Consider the following 25,115-nt stretch of genomic DNA (forward strand, 5'->3'; position numbering starts at 1 on the left):
CTTGGCCGAATGGCCAAGTGCGGGCCAAGTTGACATAGAAACGGCCATCTTCACGTGGAACCTACAACGCGAAGTCCCCGACCGGCGCCATGTCGGTGAAGCGGGAGAAGTGCCCCTGGAAGGCGACCGTGATCGTGTCGGTCGGGCCGTTGCGGTGCTTGGCGACGATGAGGTCGGCCTCGCCGGCGCGGGGGCTGTCCTTCTCGTAAGCGGCCTCGCGGTGCAGCAGCACCACCATGTCGGCGTCCTGCTCGATCGAGCCCGACTCGCGGAGGTCGGAGAGCGCGGGCTTCTTGTCGGAGCGCTGCTCGGCGCCACGGTTCAGCTGCGACAGCGCCACCACCGGCACACCCAGCTCCTTGGCGAGCAGCTTGAGCGCACGGGAGAACTCCGAGACCTCCTGCTGGCGCGACTCGACGCGCTTGCCGCTCGTCATGAGCTGCAGGTAGTCGATGACGACCATCTTCAGGCCGACACGCTGCTTGAGGCGACGGCACTTCGCGCGGATCTCGACCAGCGTCATGTTCGGGCTGTCGTCGATGTAGAGGGGTGCGTCGTTGATGCGTCCGCGCACCGAGGCGATCGTGGTCCAGTCGCGCGAGTCGAGCGTGCCCTTGCGCATGGCCTGCAGGGGGATCGCACCCTCGGCGCTCATGAGGCGCATGGCGATCTCGCTACGGCCCATCTCGAGCGAGAAGAAGATGGTCGGCATGTCATTGCCGATGGCCGCGGTGCGGGCGAAGTCGAGCGCGAGCGTCGACTTACCCATGGCCGGACGTGCGGCGATGATGATCATCTGCCCCGGGTGCAGCCCGTTCGTGAGCTGGTCGAGGCCGGCGAAGCCGGTCGGGATGCCGGTCATCTGACCGTCGCGACCCCGGGCGGCCTCGATCTCGTCGACGGCGGCGTCGACGGCGACCGTCAGCGGCACGTAGTCCTCGACGGCGTCGGCGCCGGTGACGCCGTAGATCTCCGCCTGCGCGTTGTTGACGAGGTCGAGCGCCTCACCCTCGCCCTGGTAGCCCATCTGCACGATGCGCGTGCCGGCCTCCACGAGACGACGAAGCAGCGCGCGCTCGGAGACGATCGACGCGTAGTAGCCCGCGTTGGCGGCCGTCGGGACGATCGAGGTGAGGGTGTGCAGATAGTCGGCCCCGCCGGCACGCTGAAGCTCGCCGGTCTTGATGAGCTCGTCGGTGACCGCCACGACGTCGGTCGGCTCACCGTGCGAGTACAGCGAGAGGATCGCCTCGTAGATGAGCTCGTGCTTCGGCACGTAGAAGTCCGCGCCGCGCAGGCTCTCGATGACGTCGGCGACGGCGTCCTTCGAGAGCAGCATGCCGCCCAGCGCGCTCTGCTCCGCCAGCACGTCGTGCGGAGGCGTCCGCTCGTACTGCCGGGGCCCGCCCAGACGCTCCTCCGAGATGTCGGCGATCGACATGCTGCCGTCCTCTCCTGTCGTCTTCACCCTCGTCGCGCGTGCCCGTGAGGGGCGCGCGCGAACAGCGCCGATCCGAGATGCGCATGCCGCGGCATCCACTCCCCGATCGAGCACAGCCCACCACGAACCGCCGACATCGCATCACCCCCGATGGATGACGGCGCAGTCGTCCGATGGGCCGGACCCCACGCTATGGAGGGTGATTCCGAGGTGCAAACAGCCCTGTGGATAACTATGTGGAGAACATGGGCGAAACGCCGCGGACCCTGTGCACAACGGATGTGGACAACCTTCTTTGCGCAGGCGAGTGTCGACATTTTTATGGCGCTTGATCTCGGCTTTCATTGTCGATGAGGGTGTGGAGGAAGAAAGAGGTGAACTCGGGATTGAAGGTTCGGTCTGATAGGAGCGGCTGTGTACAGATCTGGGGATGACTCGCGGCGTCATGATCTCGATCGGTACGCGACCGACAGCGCCCGTTCGGCGACAGCCGGCCCACAGGGGCACCCCTGAGGCGCGCAGGGCACGACTCCGCCTCCAAGCGGCCTCGCCGGTCCCGCGAGCGCGCACAGCGCCTTCCTGGAGGCCTGTCATCTCGCGCAGGTCGACCAGCGTCTCGACGACGGATCCATACGCGACGCGACGACGGCCGACGCCCGTCGCGACGAAAAGGCGACCTCACCTACACACGTCGCCGCTATGGGTCTAACTTGTCATCACCAGGCACCCCTAGATCTGCTCCTCACGGACGGATCTCCTTTTACGTCGTCGTATTCGGGAGGTGAACATGGACGCCATTCATCCGCAGCGCTTGTCGAGGATCTCCACGCTGCTGATCGCCTCTCTCGGCGTCGCGTTCGCCTGGGTGCTCCTGTCCCTCGTCCTCGGTCTCTCCGCGTCTCAGGCGCGCGCCGACGACGACGGCCTGCTCGGCACGGTGACGTCCGCCGTGGCGCACACCGCCTCCTCCGCGACCGAGATCGTCTCCGATACCACCTCGGCCGCGTCCGACTTGGTCGCCGACACGGCCGCCGCGGTCTCCGAGCCGGTCGCCCCGCCCGCTCCCGTCGCGCCGGTCATCGAGCACGTCCAGCCCGTCGCGGCTCCTGTCGTGGAGACGGTCGCTCCCGTGATCGCCCCGATCACGGAGGTCGTGACTCCCGTTGTCGAGAGCGTGACTCCCGTTGTCGAGACGGTCGAGTCCACCGTCAGCCTCGTCACCACGGGTGTCACGGAGATCGCCGATGCCGGCGTCGTCAGCCCCGTCGTGGATGCGGGCGTCGAGGTCGTGACGTCGCTTCCGATAGCGGGTGACGCTGTCGCTTCCACCGGCGTCGATGACGCGCTCTCGTCCGTCGGCCACACCGTCGACGGCGTGCTGCAAGGGACGACCGACGCGGTCATCCGTCCCGTGACGGAGATCGTCGACACGGTGACCGGCCCGGTGGAGGGTGTCGTTGACGGCACCGTCCCCGCCGTGCTGACGCCTGTCCCGCCGGTCACCGGCGGCCTCACGCCGCCGTCGCCCGCGCTCGTGGCGGAGCCGGCCTCTTCTCTCTCGCGCTCGCCTGTCCACGCCGCGTCGTCCGCGTCCGGACCACTGGACTACTTCGCGCGCGCGGCGGTGCTGAGCGGCACCGCCCTGTGGATGGCCGTCGCGCCGTCCGCGAGTACCGTCGTGACGTCGGCGGATGCCGCGGCTCTCGGTGGCGGCGCTTCGAACGACCCGATCTCGCTGCTGCGTGCGACGCTGCAGAGCGAGTCCTCCTTCGTGGGACCCGGCGGTGCGGGTCCCGGTGCCTGGGCGCTGATCGCCCTCGCGTTCGTGTTCGCATACCGTGCCTGGATGCGACGCACCGGACTCGAGGATGACGCGACGCCCGTCGCACCCACCTACTCCACCGACGTCTCTCCCGACTGATCGGACCTCGTCGCCCTCTCGGCGACCGAGCGTCATCGCGCATTCCCGCGCACCCGATCAATCGATACATCTCAAGGAGAGATCATGAACACCTTCATCACGCGCGCCTTGATCGGCACGCTTCTCGCCGGCGGCGTCACGCTGCTCGGCGCGACGGTCGCCAACGCGGCCGAGACCACAGGCGAGGACGGACTGCTGTCCGGCACCCAGGCCCTCATCGACGTGTCGGCCCCCGTCGACGTCGTCGGCGACGCGGTGTCGCTCATCGGCGACAGCTCGTCCACCACGACTGCGGCAGCGCCGGCGGAGGCCGCACCGGCTCCCGCGGCTGAGGCTCCGCCCGCGACCACGACCAGCGGCCTCGACGGCGTCCTGTCGGGCGAGCAGGCCATCGTGAGCGTCGACATCCCGGTCACCGTCACCGACAACGCGGTGTCCGTGATCGGCGACAGCACCGTCCAGGACGCGGCTCCCGCAGCGCCGGCCGAACCGACTGCGCCCGCCGAGGCTCCCGCAGCCGAGGCGAGCACGAGCGGCGAGGACGGCATCGCGTCGGGCAACCAGGCGGTCGTCGACCTCGACGTGCCGGTCACCGTCGACGGCAACGCCATCTCCGTCATCGGAGACAGCAACGTCATCGACACCGCACCCGCGGCTCCGGCAACTCCGGCGGCCCCGGAGGCCGGAGGCACCACGTCGGCACCCGTCACCACCGGCGAGGACGGCATCCTCGGCGGCAACCAGGTGATCCCCGTCGTCGACGTCCCCGTCACGGTCGGCGGCAACGCCGTCTCCGTCATCGGAGACAGCAGCGTGACCGACACCGCCGCGGCTACCCCGGCAGCCCCCGCGGCTCCGGCGGCGCCGGCTGCCCCGAGCGGCGGCACCACGACGGCACCCGTCACCAGCGGCGAGAACGGCATCCTCGGCGGCAACCAGGTGATCCCCGTCGTCGACCTCCCCGTCACCGTCGGCGGCAACGCCGTCTCCGTCATCGGAGACAGCGACGTCACCGACACCCAGACCGCACCCGCAGCCCCGGCTGCCCCGGCGACCGGCGGCACCACGACGGCACCCGTCACCAGCGGCGAGGACGGTATCCTCGGCGGCAACCAGGTGATCCCCGTTGTCGACGTCCCCGTCACGGTCGGCGGCAACGCCGTCTCCGTCATCGGAGACAGCAGCGTCGTGGGCGGCACGGGCACGGGAACCGGCCTGGGCGGTGGATCGCCGCTCGCACCGATCACCTCCGGCGAGGACGGCATCCTCGGCGGCAACCAGGTGATCCCGGTCGTCAACCTTCCGATCACCGTCGGCGGCAACGCGATCTCGGTCGTCGGAGACAGCACCGTCACCACCCCGGGCACCCCCGGCACCCCCGGCACGCCCGGCACCCCCGGAGCGCCCGGCACCCCGGGAACCCCCGGCACGCCCGGCACCCCCGGAGCGCCCGGCACCCCGGGAACCCCCGGCACACCCGGCACCCCCGGCAACCCGGGAACCCCCGGCACACCCGGCACCCCCGGCACCCCGGCCACGGCCGGAACGCCCGCGGGCTCGACCGTCTACGCAGCCGCGTCGAGTACGAACGCGTCGGCCGCGAACGCCGCGGCCGCGCGCCTGGCGACCACCGGAGGAGAGAGCGCCCTTCCGGCACTCCTGATGGCACTCGTGCTGTTCGGAGCCGGCGCGGCGTTCCTGCTGCGGCGCCGCACCGCCTGACGCGCGCGGAGCGGGTCGGCCGTGCCTGGTCCGGCCCGCTCCGTCGCCGATGCGGTCGGTGAAACGACGGATGCCGCGACCCGAACCCCTGTGGAGGGGCCGGGCCGCGGCATCCGTCTGCCTTCTGCGCCTTACTTGGCGGAGACCACCTGAAGGGTGATCACAGCGGTCAGGTCGTCGCGGAGACGGACCGTGGCCTCGTGCTCGCCGATCGACTTGATGGGCGTGGTGATGTGGATCTTGCGCTTGTCCAGGTCGCCCAGGCCGGCCGCCTTGACGGCGTCGGCGATGTGGTCGGTCTTGACCGAGCCGAACAGACGGCCTTCGCTGCCGGTCTTGACGGCGAGCTTGACCTTGTTGGACTCGAGCGTGTTCTTGAGCGCCACGGCCTCTTCGTGATCGTGGATCGCGCGGGAGTCACGGGCGGCGCGAATCGACGCTACCTGCTTCTCGCCACCGCGGGTCCACGCCACGGCGAAGCCCTGGGGGATGAGGTAGTTGCGGGCGAACCCGTCCTTGACCTCGACAACGTCTCCGGCGCCGCCGAGACCGGCGACCTCGTTCGTGAGAATCAGCTTCGACATCGGTGCCCCTTAACGGCCAGCGCCGGCGTAGGGCAGGAGTGCCATTTCGCGCGCGTTCTTGATCGCACGGGCGATCAGACGCTGCTCCTGCACCGAGACTCCGGTGATACGGCGGGCGCGGATCTTCCCGCGCTCCGAGATGAACTTGCGAAGCGTGGCGACATCTTTGTAGTCGATGAGGCCGACGCGGGTCGGCTTCGCGGGAGCGGTGACCTTGCCGCCCTTCCGCGGCTTCCGGCGGTCGCCGGTGGACTTTCCAGCCATGGTTCTTCCTTACTGAGTGTGTAGATCGGATGCTGCGACCCGGCCTGCGCCTGACGGGCGGCCGGATTCGCGGATCAGAACGGGGTGTCGTCTCCGTAGGAGCCGGGAGTGCTCCACGCGTCGGCGCCGCTGTTCGAGGAGCCGTTGCTCGACCCGGGGGTCGACCACGGCTGGTCGGCGACCTGGCCGCGGGACTGCCCGCCGCCCTGTCCGCCGCCGGAGGAGGCCGCACGCGTGATCTGAGCCGTCGCATATCGCAGCGACGGGCCGATCTCGTCGACCTCGAGCTCCATCGACGTGCGCTTCTCGCCTTCCTTCGTCTCGTACGAGCGCTGCTTCAGGCGACCGCTCGCGATGACGCGGCTGCCCTTGGTCAGCGATCCGGCGACGTGCTCGGCGAACTCGCGCCAGACGCTCGCACGGAGGAACAGCGCTTCGCCGTCCTTCCACTCGTTCGCCTGACGGTCGAAGGTGCGCGGCGTCGACGCGATCGTGAAGTTCGCGACGGGGAGTCCGTTCTGCGTATAGCGCAGCTCGGGATCAGCCGTGAGGTTTCCCACGACGGTGATGATCGTCTCGCCGGCCATGACCCTTACGCGTCCTGCTTGACCGCGGGCTTGGCGGGACGGGCTGCCTTGCGGGCGGCCTTCTCGTCGGCGCGCTGCTTCTCGGACGCGATCATCGCGATCGCCTCTTCGGCCCGGAGGACCTTGGTGCGCATGATCATCTCGCTGAGCTTGAGCTGACGGTCGAGCTCGCGCGTGGCGTCACTGGATGCCGTGAAGCTGACGACGGCGTAGATGCCCTCGTTCTTCTTCTGGATCTCGTATGCCAGGCGGCGCTTGCCCCACACGTCGACGTTCTCGATGGAACCGCCGTCGTTGGTGATGACCTTCAGGAACTTGTCGAGGTTCGGAGCGACCTGGCGCTCGTCGATCTCGGGGTTCAAGATGACCATGAGTTCGTACTGGTGCGTCACTGACCCACCTCCTTCGGACTAGAACGGCTGTCGGGCATTTCCCGGCAGCAGGAGGGTGTGTGCACGTGTCCGGCCGGTTTCGGGCTGGGCCGAGGCCGGACAACCTTCACAGTGTACCGGATGCCGCGGCATCCGCCGGAATCGGGATGCCGCGCCCGCGCGACGACGGGGCCGGACGCCCTCCCGCAGGTAGCGTGGCGGCCATGGAATGGACGGCGGACGGGGCGGCGGGCGACTGGATCCGCGACAGGGTCGATTCGCCCTGGCGGGGGACGATCCACGACATCGTGCCGCGCGGCTTCGCCGAGTACGTGCGGATCTTCCACCCGGCCACCCGCGACCGTCCGGTCGGCGAGCGCTGGCCCGGTCTGCCGTACGCCCGCCACCGCCGCGAGTGGGAGGACTTCCAGCGTCGCGACCCCGAGATCGACGTCGAGCGCGTGTCGTGGGCGCAGACCGCCGCGGCACTCGGCACGACGATGCACGCCCGAGCCCAGTGGGACGCCCTCGTCGCCCCCGGTCGGCTCGTCGAGAACGAGGACGGACCGCGCGACGCGGCCGGCTGGCGCTACGGCACCCCCGACCTGGGAGATCTCCCGGCCGACCTCGTCGCCGTGGTGGCCGGTCACGCCGCCGCACACACGACGACACCGGACGACGGCTACGTGGCGGTGTGGGAGGGCTTCGGAGGCCTGGTCGGCTTCATGGGGCCGGCACCCTCGCGCACGTTCATCCAGTTCACCCCCACCCCCTCCGAGGAAGTGACCGCGCACAACGAGATGCTGTCCCGTTCGGTGCGCGACCCGTACGACAAGGGGTTCCGCAAGGACACCCGGCAGGACGGGATGCTGGACCGTACGATCTCCGAGGGCCCGCGGCTGCGGCTGCTCAATCGCGACCACGTCCTCTTTCGGGGAGGAGTGGTGGAGCTCGCTCGTCCGGATTGGTTCCTCGACGTGCCCTGGCGCGACCGCGAGGCCGAGGAGCACGGGTTCCCCGCCACCGCCCACGCTCCCACTCTCGTCTGGCCCGACGACCACGCCTGGATCATCTCCACCGAGGTCGACTACGACTCCACGATCATCGGCGGCAGCTCGGAGCTCGTGCGCGCGCTGCGCGCCGACCCGCGTCTCGAGGCGATCCCTATCCGCGAGGGCACCGCCCTCACGTGGGACGCAGACGAGGTGAACCGGTGAGCGCCGGCATCCCGGCGAGCGGCGGCAGCGCGGCATCCCTCCCCTTCGACACCCGCGCCCTGACCGACCCGGTCGACAAGGCGGAGCTGCGCGCCTACACCGCGCAGCTCAAGGCGCGCGGTGAGGCCGGCACGACGTTCGCGCAGGTCCTCACCGTCGTCGTGGTGGTGTTCGTCGCGGTCATCTTCCTCACCGTCTTCGGGTCGATCGCGACGGTCGCGGTGTCGATGTTCTCGCGGTCGGGTGCCCGCGGCGCCCTCGGCATCGTGGTGTTCGTCGTCATCATCGGTGTCGTCGCCGCGGCGGTCGTCGCGCTGGTCCGGGGCATCGCGAACGGGTCAAAGCGCCGGTTCCGCCTCGCGCGCTTCGCCGTGTCGAACGGCATGTCCTACCTGCCGAGGCTCAGCAGCCCGGCACTCCCGGGCATGATCTTCGGTCGCGGCAGCTCGCGCCAGGCGAGCGACCTCGTCCGCGGCGAGCGACCGCGGTTCGTCGAGTTCGCCAACTACCGGTACACGACCGGCTCGGGCAAGAACCGCACCACGCACCGCTGGGGCTACGTCGCCATCAAGCTCGACGTGCCGCTGCCGCACATCGTGCTCGACGCGCTCAGCAACAACGGGCTCTTCGGGTCCAATCTGCCCTCGAGCTTCGACCGCGACCAGCGCCTCAGCCTCGAGGGCGACTTCGACCGGCACTTCGCGCTGTACTGCCCGAACGGCTACGAGCGCGACGCTCTCTACCTCTTCACGCCCGACATCATGGCGCGGTTCATCGACAACGCCGCGGCGCTCGACGTCGAGATCGTCGACCAGTGGCTCTTCCTCTACGCCAAGCGCGACATGTCCACGCTCGACCCTGCCACGTGGGCGTGGCTGTTCGGCGCGGTCGGAGCGCTGCTCGACAAGCTTGCGCAGTGGGGCCGCTGGCGTGACGAGCACCTGCGAGCGGATGCCGCGGCATCCGCTTCTCCGCTCGTCTCCGGTGGCTCGCCCGCCCCCGGGGCCCTGCCCGCCGGAGCGGTGACGCCCGGTGCCGCCGCGCTGCCGTTCGCCGCACCGCCGCAGCTGCTGACACCGCCGCCCGGAGTGGCGCCGCAGGGCCGGCGGCTGCAGAAGCGCGTGCCGGTGGCCACGATCATCGTCATGGTGATCTTCGGCATCGTGTGGCTCGCGATGCAGTCGGGTCTGCTCACGCAGCTGATGCGCTGACGCTGTGGTGCGCGTTCAGCGCTTCGCCGCGGAGGCGCGGAGCCGGCGCACGCTCAGACTGTGGATCGGTCCGACGAGCACCATGAGGAACAGCGCCGCGTAGCCGATGTTCGGCACCAGCACGGCGACGCCCAGGCTGACCAGGAAGAGGGCGGTGGTGATGATGTCCGCGAGGATGCCCGAGCGGAGCTGGTCATCGGAGATCTCGTGCAGGCGGGGGTTCGCGCGCAGGTAGAGCCGCGTGCACACCTGGAGCACGGCCGTCAGCGCCATGCTGCCGATGTAGAGCACGCGCTGCAGGTCGTCGGTTTTCATCTGGCCGATAACGGCGGTCGCCACGGGGAGCCAGACGATCGTCAGCGCCCACACCATCGTGATCCAGACGAGGGCCTCGGTCACCCGCTCCACCTTCGAGAAGACTCGATGGTGCGTCATCCAGAAGTTCGCGATGATCACGAAGCTCAGGACGAACATGATGATCGGCGAGAACTCCTCGTGGAGCCACTCCAGCGTCGTCAGGTTCTCGGACCCCGCGTCGCTGACGCTCTCCAGCAGGGGCAGGATCAGCAGCGTCATCGCGATGGCCACCACCGCGTCGGTGAAGGCCTTCAGCCGCTCGGCCGAGGGCAGCCAGGTCTTCGCGTCCGCGCCGCGGGCCGTCCGGCCGGCTCTGTCCATGGCCAGATGCTAGCGGGTGGACCGCCAGAGCTCGCGGCGCGATTCCTGCTGCACCGGGTCGGGCACGGGCAGCGACGCCAGCAGCCGCTCGGTGTAGTCGTCGGAGGGGCGGCTGAGCACCTGCACCGTCGTGCCCTGCTCGCGGATGACGCCCTGACGCAGCACGATCACGCGGTCGGCGACCTCGTCGACCACCGCGAGGTCGTGGCTGATGAACAGGCAGGCGAAGCCGAACTCGGCCTGGAGGTCGGCGAACAGCCGCAGCACCCGCGCCTGCACCGAGACGTCGAGCGCGGAGGTCGGCTCATCGGCGATGAGCAGCTTCGGGTCGAGCGCGAGTGCGCGCGCCAGCGACGCGCGCTGGCGCTGGCCGCCGCTGAGCTCGTGCGGGTAGCGGTCGCCGAACGCCGTCGGCAGGTTGACCGCGTCGAGCAGCTCGTTCACCTTGCGCCGGGCGGTGCGGGCGTCGCCGGCGCGACGGTGCACGATGAGCGGTTCGGCGATGCACTCCGCGATCGTCAGCAGCGGGTTGAAGCTCGTCGCCGGGTCCTGGAAGACGAACCCGATGTCGGGGCGCGTCTTGGCGAGCTGACGGTTCTTCACGCCGCGCATCTCGGTGCCGAGCACGCGCAGCGAGCCGCCGACGACCTCGGTGAGCCCGACGATGGCGCGGCCGATGGTGGTCTTGCCCGAGCCCGACTCGCCGACGAGGCCGAGCACCTCGCCGGGCGCGATCCAGAAGTCCACGCCCTTCACGGCGATGACGCCGGCGGCGCCGAAGCGACCGGGGTAGCCGATCTCCACCTTCTCCGCGACGACCAGGCTGCCCTCCGGCGGCGCGGTCGGGGCGGGGGTGTCGAGCGACTGGGTGGCGCTCTTGCCGCGGCCGACGTGCGGCACGGCGGCGAGGAGCTCGCGCGTGTAGGCCTGCTGCGGCGCCGCGAAGAGCTCGCGCACCGGCGCCTGCTCGACGATGTCGCCCTGATACATCACCACGACGCGGTCGGCGAGGTCGGCCACGACGCCCATGTTGTGGGTGATGAGCACGATCGTCGCGCCGAACTCGTCCCGGCAGGTGCGCAGCAGCTCGAGGATCTCGGCCTGCACCGTGACGTCGAGCGCGGTGGTCGGTTCGTCGGCGATGATGAGGCCGGCGTCGAGCACGAGCGCCATCGCGATCACGACGCGCTGCTTCTGCCCGCCGGAGAACTGGTGCGGATAGTCGTCGACCCGCTTCTCGGGGTCGGGGATGCCGACCCGACGCAGGATGTCGACGGCCTTGGCCTTCGCCTCCGCGGCCGAGAGCTTCTCGTGGGCGCGCAGGCCCTCCGCGATCTGCCAGCCGACCGTGTAGACCGGGTTGAGCGCGGTGGACGGCTCCTGGAACACCATCGCGGCGTCCCGTCCGCGCATCTCGCGCAGCTGTGCCGCGGTCGCGTGCACGATGTCGGTCTCGTCGCCCGCGCGGCCCCGCACGATGACCGCACCCGAGAGGGTGGCCGTCTCGGGCAGCAGTCCGAGCAGCGTGTTGGCGGTCACGGTCTTGCCCGATCCCGACTCGCCGACGATGGCGAGCACCTCGCCGGCGCGGGCCTCGAGCGAGATGCCCGAGACGGCGACGACGGGCGGGCCGTCGGTGGCGAAGGCGACGCGCAGGTCGTCGACGCGGGCGACCGGCGCGCCGACGGAGCGTCCGGGGCGGGCGGCGGTGGGGGTCATGACGTGCTCCCATCGGAGGCGCGAGGATCGGTGGGCCGGCCGGTCTCGGTCACCGGTGCGATGACGTCGTCGGCGGATGCTGCGACCCCGGCGACCGGGACGGCAGCCGTCGCCGCGGCGGGCGCGGGAGCGCCTCCGGCGCGGCGGCGCGTGCGCAGACGGGGGTCGCTCAGGTCGTTGAGGCTCTCGCCGACGAGCGTGATGCCGAGCACCACGAGCACGATGGCGACGCCGGGCGGGATCGCCGTCCACCAGATGCCGCTGGTCACGTCGGCCACCGAGCGGTTGAGGTCGTAGCCCCATTCGGCTGCCGCCGTGGCCTCGATGCCGAAGCCGAGGAAGCCCAGGCCCGCGAGGGTGAGGAGGGCCTCCGAGGCGTTCAGCGTGATGACGACCGGCAGCGAGCGGGTCGAGTTGCGCAGCACGTGGCGCACGAGGATGCGACCGGTGGGCACGCCGATGACGCGGGCGGACTCGACGAACGGCTCGGCCTTGACGCGCACGACCTCCGCGCGGATTACCCGGAAGTACTGCGGCACGAACACGACGGTGATCGAGATGGCCGTGGCGAGGATGCCGCCCCACAGCGTGGACTGGCCGCGCGTGATCGCGATCGACATGACGATCGCCAGCAGGAGGGACGGGAACGCGTAGATCGCGTCGCAGACCACGACGAGGAGGCGATCGAGCCATCCGCCGAAGTAGCCGCCCACGAGCCCGAGGAAGATGCCGAGGAAGATCGAGAACAGGATGGCGCAGACGATGACCAGCAGCGCCGTCTGGGCGCCCCAGATCACGCGCGACAGCACGTCGAACCCGCTCACCGTCGTGCCGAGGAGGTTGAGGGCGTTCGGCGCCTGCTGCGTGCCGAACTTCACACCGTCCGCCGACTGCTGCGCGAAGCCGTAGGGCGCGATGAACGGAGCGAAGATCGCGGTCAGGATGAACACCGCGGAGATGACGAGGCCGATGACGAGCATGGTGCGCTGGAGCCCGACGCTGCGGCGCAGCTGCGAGACGACCGGCAGGCGATCGCGCAGGGGCACCTTGCGGGTGGTCAGAGCATCCGCGGGCGCGGTGGCCGCAGCATCCGATCCGCTGCTTCTGCGGGTGTCGGTCATGTCAGTACCTCACTCGCGGGTCGATGAGCGCCGCGATCACGTCGACGACGAAGTTGGTCAGCGCCACCACGACGGCGATCATCACGACGATGCCCTGCACGGCGACGAAGTCTCGGGCCTTCAGGTATTCGCTGAGCATGAAGCCGATGCCCTTCCACTCGAAGGTGGACTCCGTCAGGACGGCGCCGGAGAGCAGCAGGGCGATCTGCAGGCCGATCACGGTGATGATCGGGATGAGCGCCGGGCGGTACGCGTGCTTCGTGACCAGACGGAACTCGCGCACACCGCGGGAGCGCGCTGACGTGACGTACTGCGCGCCGAGGGTGCCGATGACGTTCGTGCGCACGAGGCGCAGGAAGATGCCGGCGGTCAGGATGCCCAGCGCGAGCCCCGGGAGGATGGCGTGGGTGAGCACGTCGCCGATCGCCGCGCCGTCGCCGAGGCGGAGCGCGTCGATCAGGTAGATGCCGGTCGGGGCGTCGAGCGACTGCAGCTTCAGTTCGGTGCGCGTGCCCGCGCGGCCGGCGACCGGGAGTACACCGAGCCAGATGGAGAAGACGAGCTTGAGCAGCAGGCCGACGAAGAAGATGGGGGTCGCGTAGCCGAGGATCGCGCCGATGCGGAGCACGGCGTCCTGCCAGCGGTCACGGCGGTAGGCGGCGATGAGACCGAACGGGATGCCGATCAGGAACGCGACGATGAGAGCGTAGAACGCGAGCTCCAGGGTGGCGGCGCCGTACTGCACGAGGATGCCGATCACCGGGCGGTTGTCGGTGAGGGTCGTGCCGAAGTCGCCGCGGAACACTCCGCCCAGGTACTCGAGGTACTGGATGATGAGCGGCCGGTCGTAGCCGGCGGCGGCGATCCGCTCCGCGAGCTGGTCGGCCGGGAGCCGGCCGCCGAGGGCGGCGGTGATGGGGTCTCCGGTGATCCGCATGAGGAAGAAGACCACCGTGACGAGGATGAACACCGTCGGGAGGATCAGCAGGAGTCGGATGAGGATGTAGCGCCACAGGCCGCCCCGGCGAGGGGTGACGGGGGTGGCGATCGCGGCTGCGTCGACGGCGGTGACCATGGGGGAAAACCTTACTTCAGCGAAGAAGAACCGGATGCCGGTGGCATGTGCCACCGGCATCCGGTTCCCTGTCTGCTACTTGCTCAGCGGTGCGTAACGGAACTTGAACGAACCGTCGAGGGTGGCGCCGTTGACGGACGCGCCCACGATCGCGACCTGCTTGCCCTGGAGCAGCGGCAGCGTCGACAGGTCGGCGGCCACCTTGTCCTGGATCTCGCCGATCGTCGCCTCACGCGCAGCGGCGTCGGTCTCGGTCGCCTGCTGGGCGATCAGGTCCTGGACCTCGGCGTTGTCGTAGTGGTTCGCGAGGAAGTTGTCCTTCGTGAAGAACGGCGCCAGGTAGTTGTCGGCGTCGGAGTAGTCCGGGAACCAGCCGAGCTGGTACAGCGGGTAGACGTCGGACGTGCGGTCCTTCGAGTACTGCACCCACTCGGTCTGCGCGAGGTTGACGGTGAACAGGCCGCCCTCCTCCAGCTGCGCCTTGACCGCGGCGTACTCGTCACCCGACGAGGGGCCGTAGTGGTCGCCGTTGTACTGCAGGTTCAGCACTACCGGCGTGGTGACGCCGGCGGCCTCGAGCGTGGCCTTCGCCTTGTCGACGTCGGGTCCGCCCTGGCCGTCGCCGTAGAGGCCCTTGAGCGCCTCGTTGGCACCGGTCAGGCCCTGCGGGACGTAGGAGTAGAGCGGGGAGAAGGTGTCCTTGTACACGTCGGTCGCGATGGCCTCGCGGTCGATGAGGTCGGCGGCCGCCTGGCGCACGGCGAGCGACTTGGCCGCGTCGGCCTCGCCCGTGGTGGCGCCGAAAGGCATCGTGTCGAAGTTGAACACGATGTAGCGGATCTCGCCGCCGGGGCCGTCGACGACCTTGACCGCGTCGTCGCCGGACAGGTCGGCCACGTCGGTCGCGCTCAGGCTGCGGAAGGCGACGTCGATCGCACCGCTCTGGATGTCGAGCTTCAGGTTCGACGAGTCGGCGTAGTACTTCGCCGTCACGCCGCCGTTGGCCGCGGCCGGCAGGCCGCCCTTGTAGTCGGCGAAGGGCACGTAGGAGATCAGCTCGTTGACCTTGTACGAGTCGATCGTGTATTGACCGGCGAACGCCTTGCCCGAGACGATGTCGTCGTCGGGGGTGACGGCGTCGGCGGAGAAGACCTCTTCGTCGACGATCGGTGCGGCGGGGCTCGACAGGATCTGCGGCCACACCTGGTCGTTGCCGTTCTTGAGCGTGAACACGACCGTGGTGTCGTCGGGGGCGGCGACGCTGTCGAGGTTGTAGAGCAGCGACGAGGGGCCGTTCTCATCGGCGATGGCGACCTGGCGGTCGAAGGAGAACTTGACGTCCGAGGAGGTCAGCGCGTGCCCGTTGGCGAAGGTGAGGCCCTCCTTGAGCGTGACGGTGTACTCGGTCGGCGAGGTGAAGTCGGCCGACTCGGCGATGTCGGGCGTGACGTCGGCGGTGCCGTACTGGCTGTTCAGGAGGAACGGGTAGACCTGGTTCATCACGGCGAACGAGCCGTTGTCGTACGAACCAGCGGGGTCCAGCGACGTGATCTTGTCGGTCGTGCCGACGATGAGGGGCTCGTCCGAGCCGCCGCCGCCGTCGCTGGCGGTTCCGCCGCCGCCGCCGGCGCAGCCGGCGAGGAGAAGGGCCGAGGCGCCGAAGGCCCCGAGGGCGAGGCCGAGGCGGCCGCGACCGGTGTGGTGCAGTGACATGTGTTACCTCTGCTGTGAAGGAATGAGCCGCGACGGGTGCGCGCGGCCCTCCGCATATCTTGGTGCCCGACCCGGTCGGGGCCAACTCACGGCGCCAATTCGTGACGAGACCGAAACCCGCCCGACGCGGGACCCCGTGTCGCGGAGACGTCTCGCGAGGGGTCGAGGCATGACGGATGTCACGGGCAGGTCGTGACGGAGGGGCGAGGTGCGCGCACGCGGCCGCGGCCACGCTGGATGCATGCAGACCAGCACTGAGAACGCGGCCGGAGCCGCGGCATCCCTCGCTTTCGACCGCGAGACTGCATCCGGGCGGCGAGACCACGGGTATTACCCGCTCCCTCGCGCGCCCGTTGCAGTCTCGCGGTCAAAAGGGCTCAGCCGGCCGCGGGGCTCAGCCCGCCGCGGGCTTCAGCCCGAAGTACTCCAGCTCGGCGTCGTTGAGCATGCGCGACCTGATGATGAAGCGCATCCCCGTCGGACCCTCGACCGAGAACCCCGCTCCGCGCCCCGGCACGGCGTCGATGGTGATGTGCGTGTACTTCCAGTACTCGAACTGCGCCTCCGAGATGAACACCTCGATCGGCTCGAGGCCCTCCACCTCCAGCGTGCCGAGCTGCACGTCGCTCGGACCGGTGATGAACATCCCGACCGGGTAGCACATGGGGGCGCTGCCGTCGCAGCATCCGCCCGACTGGTGGAACATGAGCGGACCGTGCGTGACGGTGAGGTCACGGAGGAGGGATGCCGCAGCATCCGTCAGATCCACGCGCTGGTACGTGCCGATCGAGACCATTTCCACTCCTCCACAACGATGGCATCCACGAACGATGCGCCCGTGCCCGTGCGCGCAGTCACGGGCACGGCCGCGCGTGGCGAGCTCAGAAGAAGCCCATCGGGCCCTCGGCGTAGGACACCAGCAGGTTCTTCGTCTGCTGGTAGTGGTCGAGCATCTTGAGGTGGTTCTCGCGGCCGATGCCGGACTGCTTGTAGCCGCCGAACGCCGCGTGGGCGGGGTACTGGTGGTACGTGTTCGTCCAGACGCGTCCGGCCTGGATGGCGCGGCCCGCACGGTACGCGGTGTTCATGTCGCGGCTCCACACGCCGGCGCCGAGGCCGTACAGCGTGTCGTTGGCGATCGAGATGGCGTCGTCGAAGTCGGAGAACGACGTGACCGACAGCACCGGACCGAAGATCTCCTCCTGGAAGATGCGCATGTCGTTCGTGCCCTCGAAGATCGTCGGCTGCACGTAGTAGCCGTCGGTGAGGTCGCCGCCGAGGTCGGCGCGCTCACCGCCGATGAGCACCTTGGCTCCGCCCTGCCTGCCGATGTCCATGTACGACAGGATCTTCTCGAGCTGGTCGTTCGAGGCCTGCGCGCCGATCATCGTCTCCGGGTCGAGCGGGTTGCCCTGCTTGATCGCCCGCACGCGCTCGATGCCATCGCCGAGCAGCTGGTCGTAGACCGACTTCTGGATGAGTGCGCGCGACGGGCACGTGCACACCTCGCCGTTGTTCAGCGCGAAGAAGGAGAAGCCCTCGAGCGCCTTGTCGTAGAACGAGTCGTTCGCCCGTGCGACGTCCTCGAAGAACACGTTCGGGCTCTTGCCTCCGAGCTCGAGCGTCACCGGGATCAGGTTCTGCGACGCGTACTGCATGATCAGGCGGCCGGTCGTGGTCTCGCCGGTGAACGCGATCTTGCGGATCTTCTTGTGCGACGCGAGCGGAGCGCCCGCCTCGATGCCGAAGCCGTTCACGATGTTCAGCACACCTGCGGGGATGAGGTCGCCGATGATGTCGATCAGGAACAGGATCGACGCCGGGGTCTGCTCGGCGGGCTTGAGCACGATGCAGTTGCCCGCGGCGAGCGCGGGAGCGAGCTTCCACACCGCCATGAGGATCGGGAAGTTCCACGGGATGATCTGCCCGACAACACCGAGCGGCTCCTGGAAGTGGTACGCGACGGTGTCCTCGTCGAGCTGCGAGATGCCGCCCTCCTGCGCGCGAAGCACGCCGGCGAAGTAGCGGAAGTGATCGATGGCGAGCGGGATGTCGGCGGCCAGGGTCTCGCGGACCGGCTTGCCGTTCTCCCACGTCTCGGCGACGGCGATCCTCTCGAGGTTCGCCTCCATCCGGTCGGCGATCTTCAGCAGCATGTTGCTGCGCTCGGTCGGGCTCGTCTTGCCCCACGTCGCGAACGCCTTCCACGCGGCATCCACCGCCCTGTCGATGTCTTCCGAGGTGCCGCGTCCGACCTCGCAGAACGGCTTGCCGTTGACCGGCGAGATGTTCTCGAACCACTGGCCCTTCACGGGGTCGACGTACTCGCCGCCGATCCAGTGGCCGTAGCGGGTGCGGTACTCGGCGACGGCTCCGCGCGAGCCCGGGGCTGCGTAGACGCTCGAGACGCCCTCATCGACGATGGTCATGCTGTCTCCTTCGACGGTTCATGATTCCGCGACGCGTGACGCCGCGATCGGATGCTGCGACCGTACGTCGCGCGACGTTGCATCCTGTTGCACGCGCACGCCCGCCCCCGCCCCCCGCCCGTTGAGCGAGCGAAGCGAGTCGAAACGCCCGGCCCGCCCGCCCCCGCCCGCCCGTTGAGCGAGCGAAGCGCGTCGAAACGCCCGGCCCCTCAGCCCTCGAGCGTCTCGATCCGCGCGACGAGGCCGGCGCGCCGCGGCGAGCGCGGCGGCAGCTGCTGCAGGCACAGCCGCAGCACCTCGACGTCGTCCGCGCCGTCGTCGGTGTCGGCGTACGCCAGCAGCACGTCGAGCCCCGCTTCGGCGAGCAGCGCTTCGCGCACGGCCGTCCGCACGCTGTCGCGGAGCTCCTCCACACCGGGTGAGACGGAGTCGGGCAGCACCGGTCCGCGATACGCGGCGAGCGCCACACGGTGCGCGCCGCGGTCGAGCAGCGACACGACGTGCTGCGCATCGGTCTCCAGCGGCGCGGTCAGCCGATACGGACGGGATGCCGGCACCAGCTGCGGCGCGGAGCGCTCGAGCACCCGCCGCAGCCGCACCATCTCGGGGCGGAGCGTGTCGACGCTGTCGGTCGGGCCGTAGACGAGCTCGCCCAGCCGCTCGGCGGAGAGCCCCTGCCGGTGGGTGGCGAGCATCAGCAGGATCTCGGCATGCCGGGCGCTGAGGGTGACCACGCCGGACGCGTCGCCCGAGGTCTCCAGCAGCGCCCGATCCCGCCCGAGCACCCGCAGCGTCGCCCGCGGGGTGGCCCGGCGCGCCGGGGCCGACCGGGCGACCGGGCGCTGCGGCTCGGCTCGCGCCTTCAGCCGCGCGATGAGCAGCTCGCTCTCGATGGCGCGGGCCGCGGCATCCACCAGCAGCTGAGCCTGGGGTGTGACGGCCTCGATGCCGCCGGTGACGTCGATCATGCCGACGATGCGGCGCGTCTCGGGGTCGTGCACGGGCGCGGCGGTGCACGACCACGGCTGCACAAGCCGGTTGTAGTGCTCCGCCCCGCGGATCTGCACGGAGCGGTCGAGCGCGAGCGCCGTTCCCGGAGCGGAGGTGCCGACGGCCGCCTCGGACCAGTCGGTGCCGGCGACGAAGCCCATCTCGCCGGTGAGCGAGCGGATGCCGCGGTCGCCCTCGACCCACAGCAGGCGCCCGGCCGCGTCTCCGACGGCCACGACGACCCCGGAGTCCTCCGGTGTGCCGGGCAGGAGGAGTCCGCGCACCATGTCCATGACGCCGGCCAGCGGATGCGTGCGGCGGTACTCCTCGAGCTCGGCCTCGGTGAGGGAGATCGGCGGCGGCGCCTCCGCCCCGACGAGGCCGGCGTAGGCCCGGCGCCACGATTCGCGCACCAGAGGCCGCACGTCGAGCAGGCGCGGATCGGCCGGATTGCCGGCGACGAGCTCCTCGTGCGCGCGCTCGATCATCAGGCGCGAGGTCTCGGCGGAGACGTCGCGCCGCTGCGACCACGGCGATGGCATCGAGCTCCGTTCGTCATCGAGGAGCGATGCATCCAGTGTAGGCACCGGGACGACGGGCGGGGCCGCCGTATGCCCGGGGCTCAGCCGCGGGCGGCCCACCATTCGCGGAGGCGCTGCTCCGCGGCATCCGCGCCGATGACGCCCTCGTCCAGGCGCAGCTCGAGGAGGAACCGGTACGCCTGCCCGACCTCCCGGCCCGGGGGGATGCCGAGGATCTCCTGGATGCGGTTGCCGTCGAGCTCGGGGCGGATCGCGTCGAGCTCCTCCTGACCGCGGAGCTCGGCGATGCGGCGCTCGATGTCGTCGTAGGCGTTCGCCAGCCGCTGCGCCTTGCGCTTGTTGCGAGTGGTGACGTCGGCGCGCGTGAGGATGTGGAGCCGGTCGAGCTGAGCCCCGGCATCCCGCACATAGCGGCGCACCGCCGAGTCGGTCCAGGCGCCCTCGGAGTAGCCGAAGAACCGCAGGTGCAGCTCGATGAGCGTCGCGACGGCCTCGATCGTGTCGGAGTCGAAGCGCAGCTCCTTGAGGCGCTTGCGCGCCATGCGGGCGCCCTTGACGTCGTGGTGGTGGAACGTCACCGCTCCGCCCGGCTCGAGCCGGCGCGTGGCCGGCTTGCCGATGTCGTGCAGCAGGGCCGCGAGTCGCAGCGGCACGTCGGGGGCAGCGCCGGGATTGCGGGCGACCTCGAGCTCGCGCGCCTGCCGCAGCACGGTGAGCGAGTGCTCGTAGACGTCCTTGTGGTGGTGGTGCTCGTCGATCTCGAGGCGCAGCGCGGGGATCTCGGGGAGGAACAGCTCCATCAGCCCGGTCTCGACCAGCAGGCGGATGCCGCGCACCGGGTCGTCGGTCTGCAGAAGTCGTGTCAGCTCGCCCTGGACGCGCTCCGGGCTGACGATCTGAAGCGTGCCGGCCAGGCGTCCCATGGCCTCGACCGTCTCGGGATCGACGTCGAAGGACAGCTGGGATGCGAAGCGGGCCGCGCGCAGCATCCGGAGCGGATCGTCGCCGAAGCTGATGTCGGGGTCGACCGGGGTGCGCAGGCGTTGCGCGAGGAGGTCTTCGACCCCGCCGCTCGGGTCGACCAGGCTCCGGCCGGGCAGACGCAGCGCCATCGCGTTGACGGTGAAGTCGCGCCGCACGAGGTCGTCGTCGAGGTTCGTGCCGAACTCCACGACGGGCTTGCGGGTGATGCCGTCGTAGCTGTCGGCGCGATAGGTCGTGATCTCGACCTGCTCGCCCTGCACGCGCGCGCCGATCGTGCCGAAGTCGCGGCCGATGTCCCAGCGTGCGGTCGAGATGGGCGTGACGATCCGCAGGATGTCGTCGGGCCGGGCGTCGGTGGTGAAGTCGAGGTCGTGCGTCTCGCGGCCGAGCAGGGCATCGCGCACCGGACCGCCCACGAGGGCGAGCTCGAACCCCGCGGCGTCGAAGGCGCGCGCCAGTGCGTCGACGACGGGAGACTGCGTCAGGGCGTCGAGGCGCGCGACACCCTCGGCCATGTTGAGCATCCTCCGAGCCTAACGAAGGCCGGCGGGGTGGCCGCTGCCGCCGGTCAGGTGACGCGATCGGCGAGAACGCGCGGCCCATACCCGCGTGAGCCGTCACCTGAGCGCCGAGGGCCCCGATCAGGCGAAGACGAGGAACCCCGTGAAGAGCAGCTCCCGCACGCGCGGCAGGAGGTCGGCGCGGAGCTCGGCGGCATCCACCTCCATCAGCTGGGCGATCGCGTCGATGAGCACGCCGACCGGCAGATCGCCGTCGCAGGCGCCGACCAGGCCCGCCAGTGCGGGGTCGACCGACAGCGTGCGCGCGAATCCACCGCCCTGCCGGAGCTCGATCACGGTCGGATCCTCCGCCCCCGGCAGCTGATGGCGCGCCTCGGTCACGTCGGGCGCCGCCTTCAGGACGGATGCCGCGATCCCGGCGTCGTCCAGAGCGGTCGCCCGGTCGTGCGCCGCGAGCGCCGCAGCGAGGTGCCCGCCGATCGCCTCATCGCCGAGGCTCTGCCAGACGGCCTCGTAGCGCGACAGGGTCACGGACCCGTCGACAGGGCGGCGGAGCAGAATGTAGCCGAAGCCGACCTCCGGGACGTCACGGCTCGCGAAATCGTCGAGCCACGCGTCCATCAGCCCGGCGAACGCAGGATCGGACGGCACGGTTCCGCCGTCGCGAATCCACAGCTCCGCGTACGCGATCGGGTCGAGGTTCTCGCGCGCCACGACCCACGCGTCCAGCGGCACCGGCGAACGCGCGACCCATTCCCGCACGCGGTCGAGGCCGTCGACATCGCCCCGCGACTCCCAATTGCCCAGAAGCTGCGCCACTCCGCCCGGCTTCAGCCGCTCACCGACGCCCACGATGACCGCCTCCACGAGCGCGTCGCCGACCATGCCGCCGTCGCGGTACTCGTACTCCGGAACGCCGTCGCGCCGAGGGGTGATGACGAACGGCGGGTTGGACACGACCCGATCGAACGTCTCGTCCCCCGCCGGCTCGAACAGCGTCCCGAGCGCCGTCGTGATGCCCGTCACCCCGTTCAGCAGGGCGTTGAGGCGCGTGAAGCGCAGAGCCCGCTCCGAGATGTCCGTCGCCAGCACCGTCTCAGCGTGACGGCGGGCCCGCAGCGCCTGGATGCCGCATCCCGTCCCCATGTCGAGCACAGACCCGGTCGACGTCGGGAGCTGGATCCCCGCGAGCGTGCGCGACGCTCCACCCACGCCGAGCACGTGCTCGACCGGCAGCGGCCCGCCCACGGCCGCCTCATCGAGGTCGCTCGCGATCCACCACTCCGCCTCGCCACCCGCGTCGGCGAACGACTGCGGGCGGATGAGGACGAGGGGACGGATGCTGCGCCCACCCGCCCCGGTTGCATCGCCGGTGGCTGTGGCATCCGCCACGAGACCCAGCCGCGCCAGCCCATCGAGTCCTGCGGTCGGCACAGCGGCGGCGACGTCGGCCTCGGGCTGCGGCACACCGAGCACGAACAGTCGTGCCAGCACCGCCAGCGGATCGCGGCGACCGCCGAGCGCCCGGAGCGCGGGGCGGTGGAGGCCGCGCGCGATGGCGTCGTCGGCGTCGTCCCCCCAGGCCGCGCGGACGGCCGCGGAGGCGTAGCCGGCGGCGGCCAGGTCGTCGGCGAGCGCGGCAGCCGCGTGGGCATCGGGTTCGGGGAGCACGTGTCCATTCAACCCCGCCGCGACGGCGCCCCGGACGTGCTCCGCGACGATGACAACCTGCCCTCCACCCGCGCGCGCTCGGGAGGCTCCGAGGGTCGCGACCGTAGACTCGCACCGGATCGTGCGGTCGCGCATCGCACAGGACGCCGCCCTATGACTCCGCCTCCCGCCCGCACCCGCATGCTCCGCCGCCGCGCGCCGCGGAGCGGCGGCTCCACGCCCGGGTCTGTCGACACGGCCGCGGTCTCCGGCCGGCCCCGGCTGCTCGCCCGCGTCACCGCCGTGCTCCTCGCCGCGGGTCTGGTCCTCGCGCCGCAGGCGGCGACCGCCGCAACGCCCACCCCGACGCCGACGGGTCCGTCCGGCACCGTCTCGGCGACACTCGCACCCGGCTCCGACGGCCTGCTGCGCCCCGACCGCGGCCTGACCGCGACCATCGCGATCGACAACGACACCGCGTCGGATCTTCCGGCCGGACGCGCGTCGCTCCAGCTCGGCGCGACGCCGCTGGTGGATCGCGCAGCCCTCGCCGCCTGGCTGCAGAGCGGCACCGGAGACTTCCCGCTCGCCGAGGTGGGCGCCGCGCAGCTCGATGCCGTCGCCGCCGACACCTCACGCGCCGCCGCCGTCTCGGTGACCGCCGACAACCTCGCACTCGCCGGGCTGGCGCCGGGCGTCTACCCGCTGCTCACCTCCTACTCCACCCCGTCTGGGGCGGTGACCGCGACCAGCGTGGTGACGGTGCCCGCCGTCTCGACCGACGCGGTGCCCGTCGGCATCGTCGTGCCGATCACGGCGGATCCCGCCACACGAGGCCTTCTGACCGCTCGCGATCTGTCCACCCTCACGGCGGATGACGGCTCCCTGACCGCGCAGCTGGATGCGGTGGCGGGGACCTCGGCGATCCTCGCCATCGACCCTTCGATCGCGGCATCCATCCGCGCCCTGGGAACCTCCGCCCCCTCGACCGCGGTCGCCTGGCTGGAGCGGCTCGACGACCTCCCCAATTCGCGCTTCGCCCTCCAGTTCGGCGACGCCGACATCGCGAGCCAGCTGGCCGCCGGACAGCCGGCCCCCGCGCAGCCGACGTCACTCACCGCCTATATGAAGTCCGCTGACTTCAGCTCCCCGTCTTCGGACGGCGCATCGGCACCGAGCCCCGCTCCGACGGGCTCCGAGCCGACCCTCCCGTCGCTCGACGAACTCACGGACGTCGGCGCGACCGTGCCCGTGTACTGGCCCGCGACGGGCACCGCCGGGGGCGACACCGTCTCCGTGCTCAGTGCCCTGGGGACTCCGGATGCCGCGGCCACCACGCTCGTCGCCTCCACCAGCACCACGGCCGGCCAGAACGGCGCCGCCGTCGCCGCGGCGGCACGCACCGGCGATGCTCCGGTGCTCGTCTACGACGCCGCGGTGTCCTCGGCGCTGCGCGACGCCTCGAGGGTGTCGGACGATGCCCTCCGCGGCGCGCCGCTCGCCGCCGCCGGCGCCTATCTGTTCCTCGCCCTGGGCTCCACGGACGGCCGCCCGCTCCTGGTGACGGTCGACCGCGGCTCGAGCCGCGACGGCGAGGGTCTCGCCGACGCCATCACCGCGGTGGAGACGGCGCCGGGTACCACCTCCGCGTCGCTTCCGCAGCTGCTGTCCGCTCCCGCGTCCGACGTCGAGGTGACCGCCGGCACGGTCGACCCGGAGCGGGTGGCCGCGGCATCCGCTCTCTTCTCCGACGAGGCGTCGCTGCAACCGCTCGCGAGCGTCGTCTCCGACCCGCAGCTCCTCACCGGGCCGGCGCGGGCCGAGCTCCTGCAGGTGCTCGGTGGCGGCTGGCTCGATCAGAAGGCCGCATGGGATGCTGCGGTCACCGCGCATCGGAAGGCCACTGCCGACACGATCTCCTCCGTGGAGATCCTTCAGCCGACACCGGTGAGCCTCGCCAGCTCCGGAGCGCCGCTGGGCGTGTGGATCCGCAACGACCTGCCCTATCCGATCGACGTCGACCTGGTGGTGACCCCGGACGATCCCCGTCTGACGGTGCAGCGCACGACGTCGGTGACCGTCCCCGCCTCGAGCAACATGCGTGCGAAGGTGCCCGTGGAGTCGCGCGTGGGCAGCGGCGAGGTGACGCTGACCATGGAGCTCCGCAGCGCCACGGGCGACGTGGTCGGACCGGCGCGCAGCGTCGATGTGACGGTGCGCGCGGAGTGGGAGGGCGTCGGCATCGCCGCGCTGTCGGTGGTCGTCGGAGCGCTCATCGTCTTCGGCCTCGTGCGCACCATCCTGCGCCGCCGGCGGGCCCGCTCCGCGGAATAGCGCGCGACTAGCATGGGTTGAAGGCTGTGGAATCAAACGAA

General features: G+C 70.7%; 20 protein-coding genes. 5 read left to right on the forward strand and 15 right to left on the reverse strand.

The genetic code is table 11. The annotated features are described in order from the left end of the window. Positions 1-61: 61 nt before the first annotated feature. Positions 62-1,441 (reverse strand): replicative DNA helicase, encoded by a 1,380-nt coding sequence (gene dnaB / locus ABC304_RS00720; RefSeq protein WP_412928415.1) that lies wholly within the window; start codon positions 1,439-1,441, stop codon positions 62-64. Positions 1,442-2,228: 787 nt separating this feature from the next. Between dnaB and ABC304_RS00725 the strand changes: the two genes are divergently transcribed. Both ABC304_RS00725 and ABC304_RS00730 read left to right on the forward strand, forming a co-directional pair. Next, positions 2,229-3,362 (forward strand): hypothetical protein, encoded by a 1,134-nt coding sequence (locus ABC304_RS00725; protein ID WP_412928416.1) that lies wholly within the window; start codon positions 2,229-2,231, stop codon positions 3,360-3,362. Positions 3,363-3,446: 84 nt separating this feature from the next. Continuing rightward, entirely contained in the window at positions 3,447-5,084 is a 1,638-nt protein-coding gene (locus ABC304_RS00730; RefSeq protein ID WP_412928417.1) for a chaplin family protein, read from the forward strand. Between the two features lie 131 nt (positions 5,085-5,215). Here the strand turns inward: ABC304_RS00730 and rplI are convergent, their stop codons facing one another. The 4 genes from rplI to rpsF form a co-directional block, all read right to left on the reverse strand. Further along, the gene (gene rplI / locus ABC304_RS00735; protein ID WP_127097070.1) at positions 5,216-5,668 is read right to left on the reverse strand and encodes a 50S ribosomal protein L9; all 453 of its coding nucleotides are present in this window, start codon (positions 5,666-5,668) and stop codon (positions 5,216-5,218) included. 9 nt (positions 5,669-5,677) lie between these two features. After that, positions 5,678-5,932: a 30S ribosomal protein S18 gene (gene rpsR, locus ABC304_RS00740; RefSeq protein WP_127097071.1), complete on the reverse strand. Its 255-nt coding sequence runs from the start codon at positions 5,930-5,932 to the stop codon at positions 5,678-5,680. Positions 5,933-6,006: 74 nt separating this feature from the next. After that, positions 6,007-6,519 (reverse strand): single-stranded DNA-binding protein, encoded by a 513-nt coding sequence (locus tag ABC304_RS00745; RefSeq protein WP_412928418.1) that lies wholly within the window; start codon positions 6,517-6,519, stop codon positions 6,007-6,009. Between the two features lie 5 nt (positions 6,520-6,524). Further along, positions 6,525-6,911 carry a 30S ribosomal protein S6 gene (gene rpsF, locus ABC304_RS00750; protein ID WP_127097073.1) on the reverse strand — a complete coding sequence of 129 codons (387 nt, stop codon included), beginning with the start codon at positions 6,909-6,911 and terminating at the stop codon, positions 6,525-6,527. A 203-nt stretch (positions 6,912-7,114) separates the two neighbouring features. On the opposite strand from rpsF, the gene ABC304_RS00755 reads away from it, so the two are divergent. Both ABC304_RS00755 and ABC304_RS00760 read left to right on the forward strand, forming a co-directional pair. Beyond that, positions 7,115-8,107: a hypothetical protein gene (locus ABC304_RS00755; protein ID WP_412928419.1), complete on the forward strand. Its 993-nt coding sequence runs from the start codon at positions 7,115-7,117 to the stop codon at positions 8,105-8,107. Continuing rightward, complete coding sequence (locus tag ABC304_RS00760; protein ID WP_412928420.1) at positions 8,104-9,318, forward strand: hypothetical protein; 1,215 nt, start codon at positions 8,104-8,106, stop codon at positions 9,316-9,318. Before ABC304_RS00755 ends, ABC304_RS00760 begins: the two co-directional genes overlap by 4 nt. Before the next feature lie 15 nt (positions 9,319-9,333). On the opposite strand, the gene ABC304_RS00765 is transcribed toward ABC304_RS00760, so the two are convergent. From ABC304_RS00765 to ABC304_RS00810, 10 genes are all read right to left on the reverse strand, one after another. Beyond that, positions 9,334-9,996, reverse strand: a complete 663-nt coding sequence (locus ABC304_RS00765) for a TMEM175 family protein (RefSeq protein ID WP_412928421.1) — start codon at positions 9,994-9,996, stop codon at positions 9,334-9,336. Positions 9,997-10,005: 9 nt separating this feature from the next. Then, a complete protein-coding gene (locus ABC304_RS00770) occupies positions 10,006-11,715 on the reverse strand; it encodes a dipeptide ABC transporter ATP-binding protein (RefSeq protein WP_412928422.1) in 1,710 nt (569 codons plus the stop codon). Beyond that, on the reverse strand, positions 11,712-12,836 hold the full coding sequence (locus tag ABC304_RS00775; RefSeq protein ID WP_412928423.1) for an ABC transporter permease: 1,125 nt from the start codon (positions 12,834-12,836) through the stop codon (positions 11,712-11,714). Before ABC304_RS00775 ends, ABC304_RS00770 begins: the two co-directional genes overlap by 4 nt. Position 12,837: 1 nt before the next feature. Then, complete coding sequence (locus ABC304_RS00780; protein WP_412928424.1) at positions 12,838-13,911, reverse strand: ABC transporter permease; 1,074 nt, start codon at positions 13,909-13,911, stop codon at positions 12,838-12,840. A 75-nt stretch (positions 13,912-13,986) separates the two neighbouring features. Next, the gene (locus ABC304_RS00785) at positions 13,987-15,624 is read right to left on the reverse strand and encodes an ABC transporter substrate-binding protein (protein WP_412928425.1); all 1,638 of its coding nucleotides are present in this window, start codon (positions 15,622-15,624) and stop codon (positions 13,987-13,989) included. Positions 15,625-16,018: 394 nt separating this feature from the next. Then, positions 16,019-16,420 carry a DUF779 domain-containing protein gene (locus ABC304_RS00790; RefSeq protein ID WP_412928426.1) on the reverse strand — a complete coding sequence of 134 codons (402 nt, stop codon included), beginning with the start codon at positions 16,418-16,420 and terminating at the stop codon, positions 16,019-16,021. An 85-nt stretch (positions 16,421-16,505) separates the two neighbouring features. Beyond that, positions 16,506-18,053 carry an acetaldehyde dehydrogenase ExaC gene (gene exaC / locus ABC304_RS00795; protein ID WP_412928427.1) on the reverse strand — a complete coding sequence of 516 codons (1,548 nt, stop codon included), beginning with the start codon at positions 18,051-18,053 and terminating at the stop codon, positions 16,506-16,508. A gap of 209 nt (positions 18,054-18,262) precedes the next feature. Further along, positions 18,263-19,585, reverse strand: coding sequence for a sigma-54-dependent transcriptional regulator family protein (locus tag ABC304_RS00800; protein WP_412928428.1), 1,323 nt, complete (start codon positions 19,583-19,585; stop codon positions 18,263-18,265). Positions 19,586-19,665: 80 nt separating this feature from the next. Continuing rightward, complete coding sequence (locus ABC304_RS00805) at positions 19,666-21,093, reverse strand: CCA tRNA nucleotidyltransferase (protein WP_412928429.1); 1,428 nt, start codon at positions 21,091-21,093, stop codon at positions 19,666-19,668. A 117-nt stretch (positions 21,094-21,210) separates the two neighbouring features. Next, positions 21,211-22,761 carry a DUF7059 domain-containing protein gene (locus tag ABC304_RS00810; RefSeq protein WP_412928430.1) on the reverse strand — a complete coding sequence of 517 codons (1,551 nt, stop codon included), beginning with the start codon at positions 22,759-22,761 and terminating at the stop codon, positions 21,211-21,213. 153 nt (positions 22,762-22,914) lie between these two features. Here ABC304_RS00810 and ABC304_RS00815 point away from each other — a divergent pair, with 153 nt between their 5' ends. Then, positions 22,915-25,074, forward strand: coding sequence for a DUF6049 family protein (locus ABC304_RS00815; RefSeq protein WP_412928431.1), 2,160 nt, complete (start codon positions 22,915-22,917; stop codon positions 25,072-25,074). Positions 25,075-25,115 lie beyond the last annotated feature (41 nt).

The organism is Microbacterium jepli (assembly GCF_047237905.1).
Classification (GTDB): domain Bacteria; phylum Actinomycetota; class Actinomycetes; order Actinomycetales; family Microbacteriaceae; genus Microbacterium.

Coding starts and splice junctions, on each gene's coding strand:
- dnaB (WP_412928415.1), bottom strand. CDS start 1,441: ATGTCGATCGCCGACATCTCGGAGGAGCGTCTGGGCGGGCCCCGGCAG.
- ABC304_RS00725 (WP_412928416.1), top strand. CDS start 2,229: ATGGACGCCATTCATCCGCAGCGCTTGTCGAGGATCTCCACGCTGCTG.
- ABC304_RS00730 (WP_412928417.1), top strand. CDS start 3,447: ATGAACACCTTCATCACGCGCGCCTTGATCGGCACGCTTCTCGCCGGC.
- rplI (WP_127097070.1), bottom strand. CDS start 5,668: ATGTCGAAGCTGATTCTCACGAACGAGGTCGCCGGTCTCGGCGGCGCC.
- rpsR (WP_127097071.1), bottom strand. CDS start 5,932: ATGGCTGGAAAGTCCACCGGCGACCGCCGGAAGCCGCGGAAGGGCGGC.
- ABC304_RS00745 (WP_412928418.1), bottom strand. CDS start 6,519: ATGGCCGGCGAGACGATCATCACCGTCGTGGGAAACCTCACGGCTGAT.
- ABC304_RS00755 (WP_412928419.1), top strand. CDS start 7,115: ATGGAATGGACGGCGGACGGGGCGGCGGGCGACTGGATCCGCGACAGG.
- ABC304_RS00765 (WP_412928421.1), bottom strand. CDS start 9,996: ATGGACAGAGCCGGCCGGACGGCCCGCGGCGCGGACGCGAAGACCTGG.
- ABC304_RS00770 (WP_412928422.1), bottom strand. CDS start 11,715: ATGACCCCCACCGCCGCCCGCCCCGGACGCTCCGTCGGCGCGCCGGTC.
- ABC304_RS00775 (WP_412928423.1), bottom strand. CDS start 12,836: ATGACCGACACCCGCAGAAGCAGCGGATCGGATGCTGCGGCCACCGCG.
- ABC304_RS00780 (WP_412928424.1), bottom strand. CDS start 13,911: ATGGTCACCGCCGTCGACGCAGCCGCGATCGCCACCCCCGTCACCCCT.
- ABC304_RS00785 (WP_412928425.1), bottom strand. CDS start 15,624: ATGTCACTGCACCACACCGGTCGCGGCCGCCTCGGCCTCGCCCTCGGG.
- ABC304_RS00790 (WP_412928426.1), bottom strand. CDS start 16,420: ATGGTCTCGATCGGCACGTACCAGCGCGTGGATCTGACGGATGCTGCG.
- exaC (WP_412928427.1), bottom strand. CDS start 18,053: ATGACCATCGTCGATGAGGGCGTCTCGAGCGTCTACGCAGCCCCGGGC.
- ABC304_RS00800 (WP_412928428.1), bottom strand. CDS start 19,585: ATGCCATCGCCGTGGTCGCAGCGGCGCGACGTCTCCGCCGAGACCTCG.
- ABC304_RS00805 (WP_412928429.1), bottom strand. CDS start 21,093: ATGCTCAACATGGCCGAGGGTGTCGCGCGCCTCGACGCCCTGACGCAG.
- ABC304_RS00815 (WP_412928431.1), top strand. CDS start 22,915: ATGACTCCGCCTCCCGCCCGCACCCGCATGCTCCGCCGCCGCGCGCCG.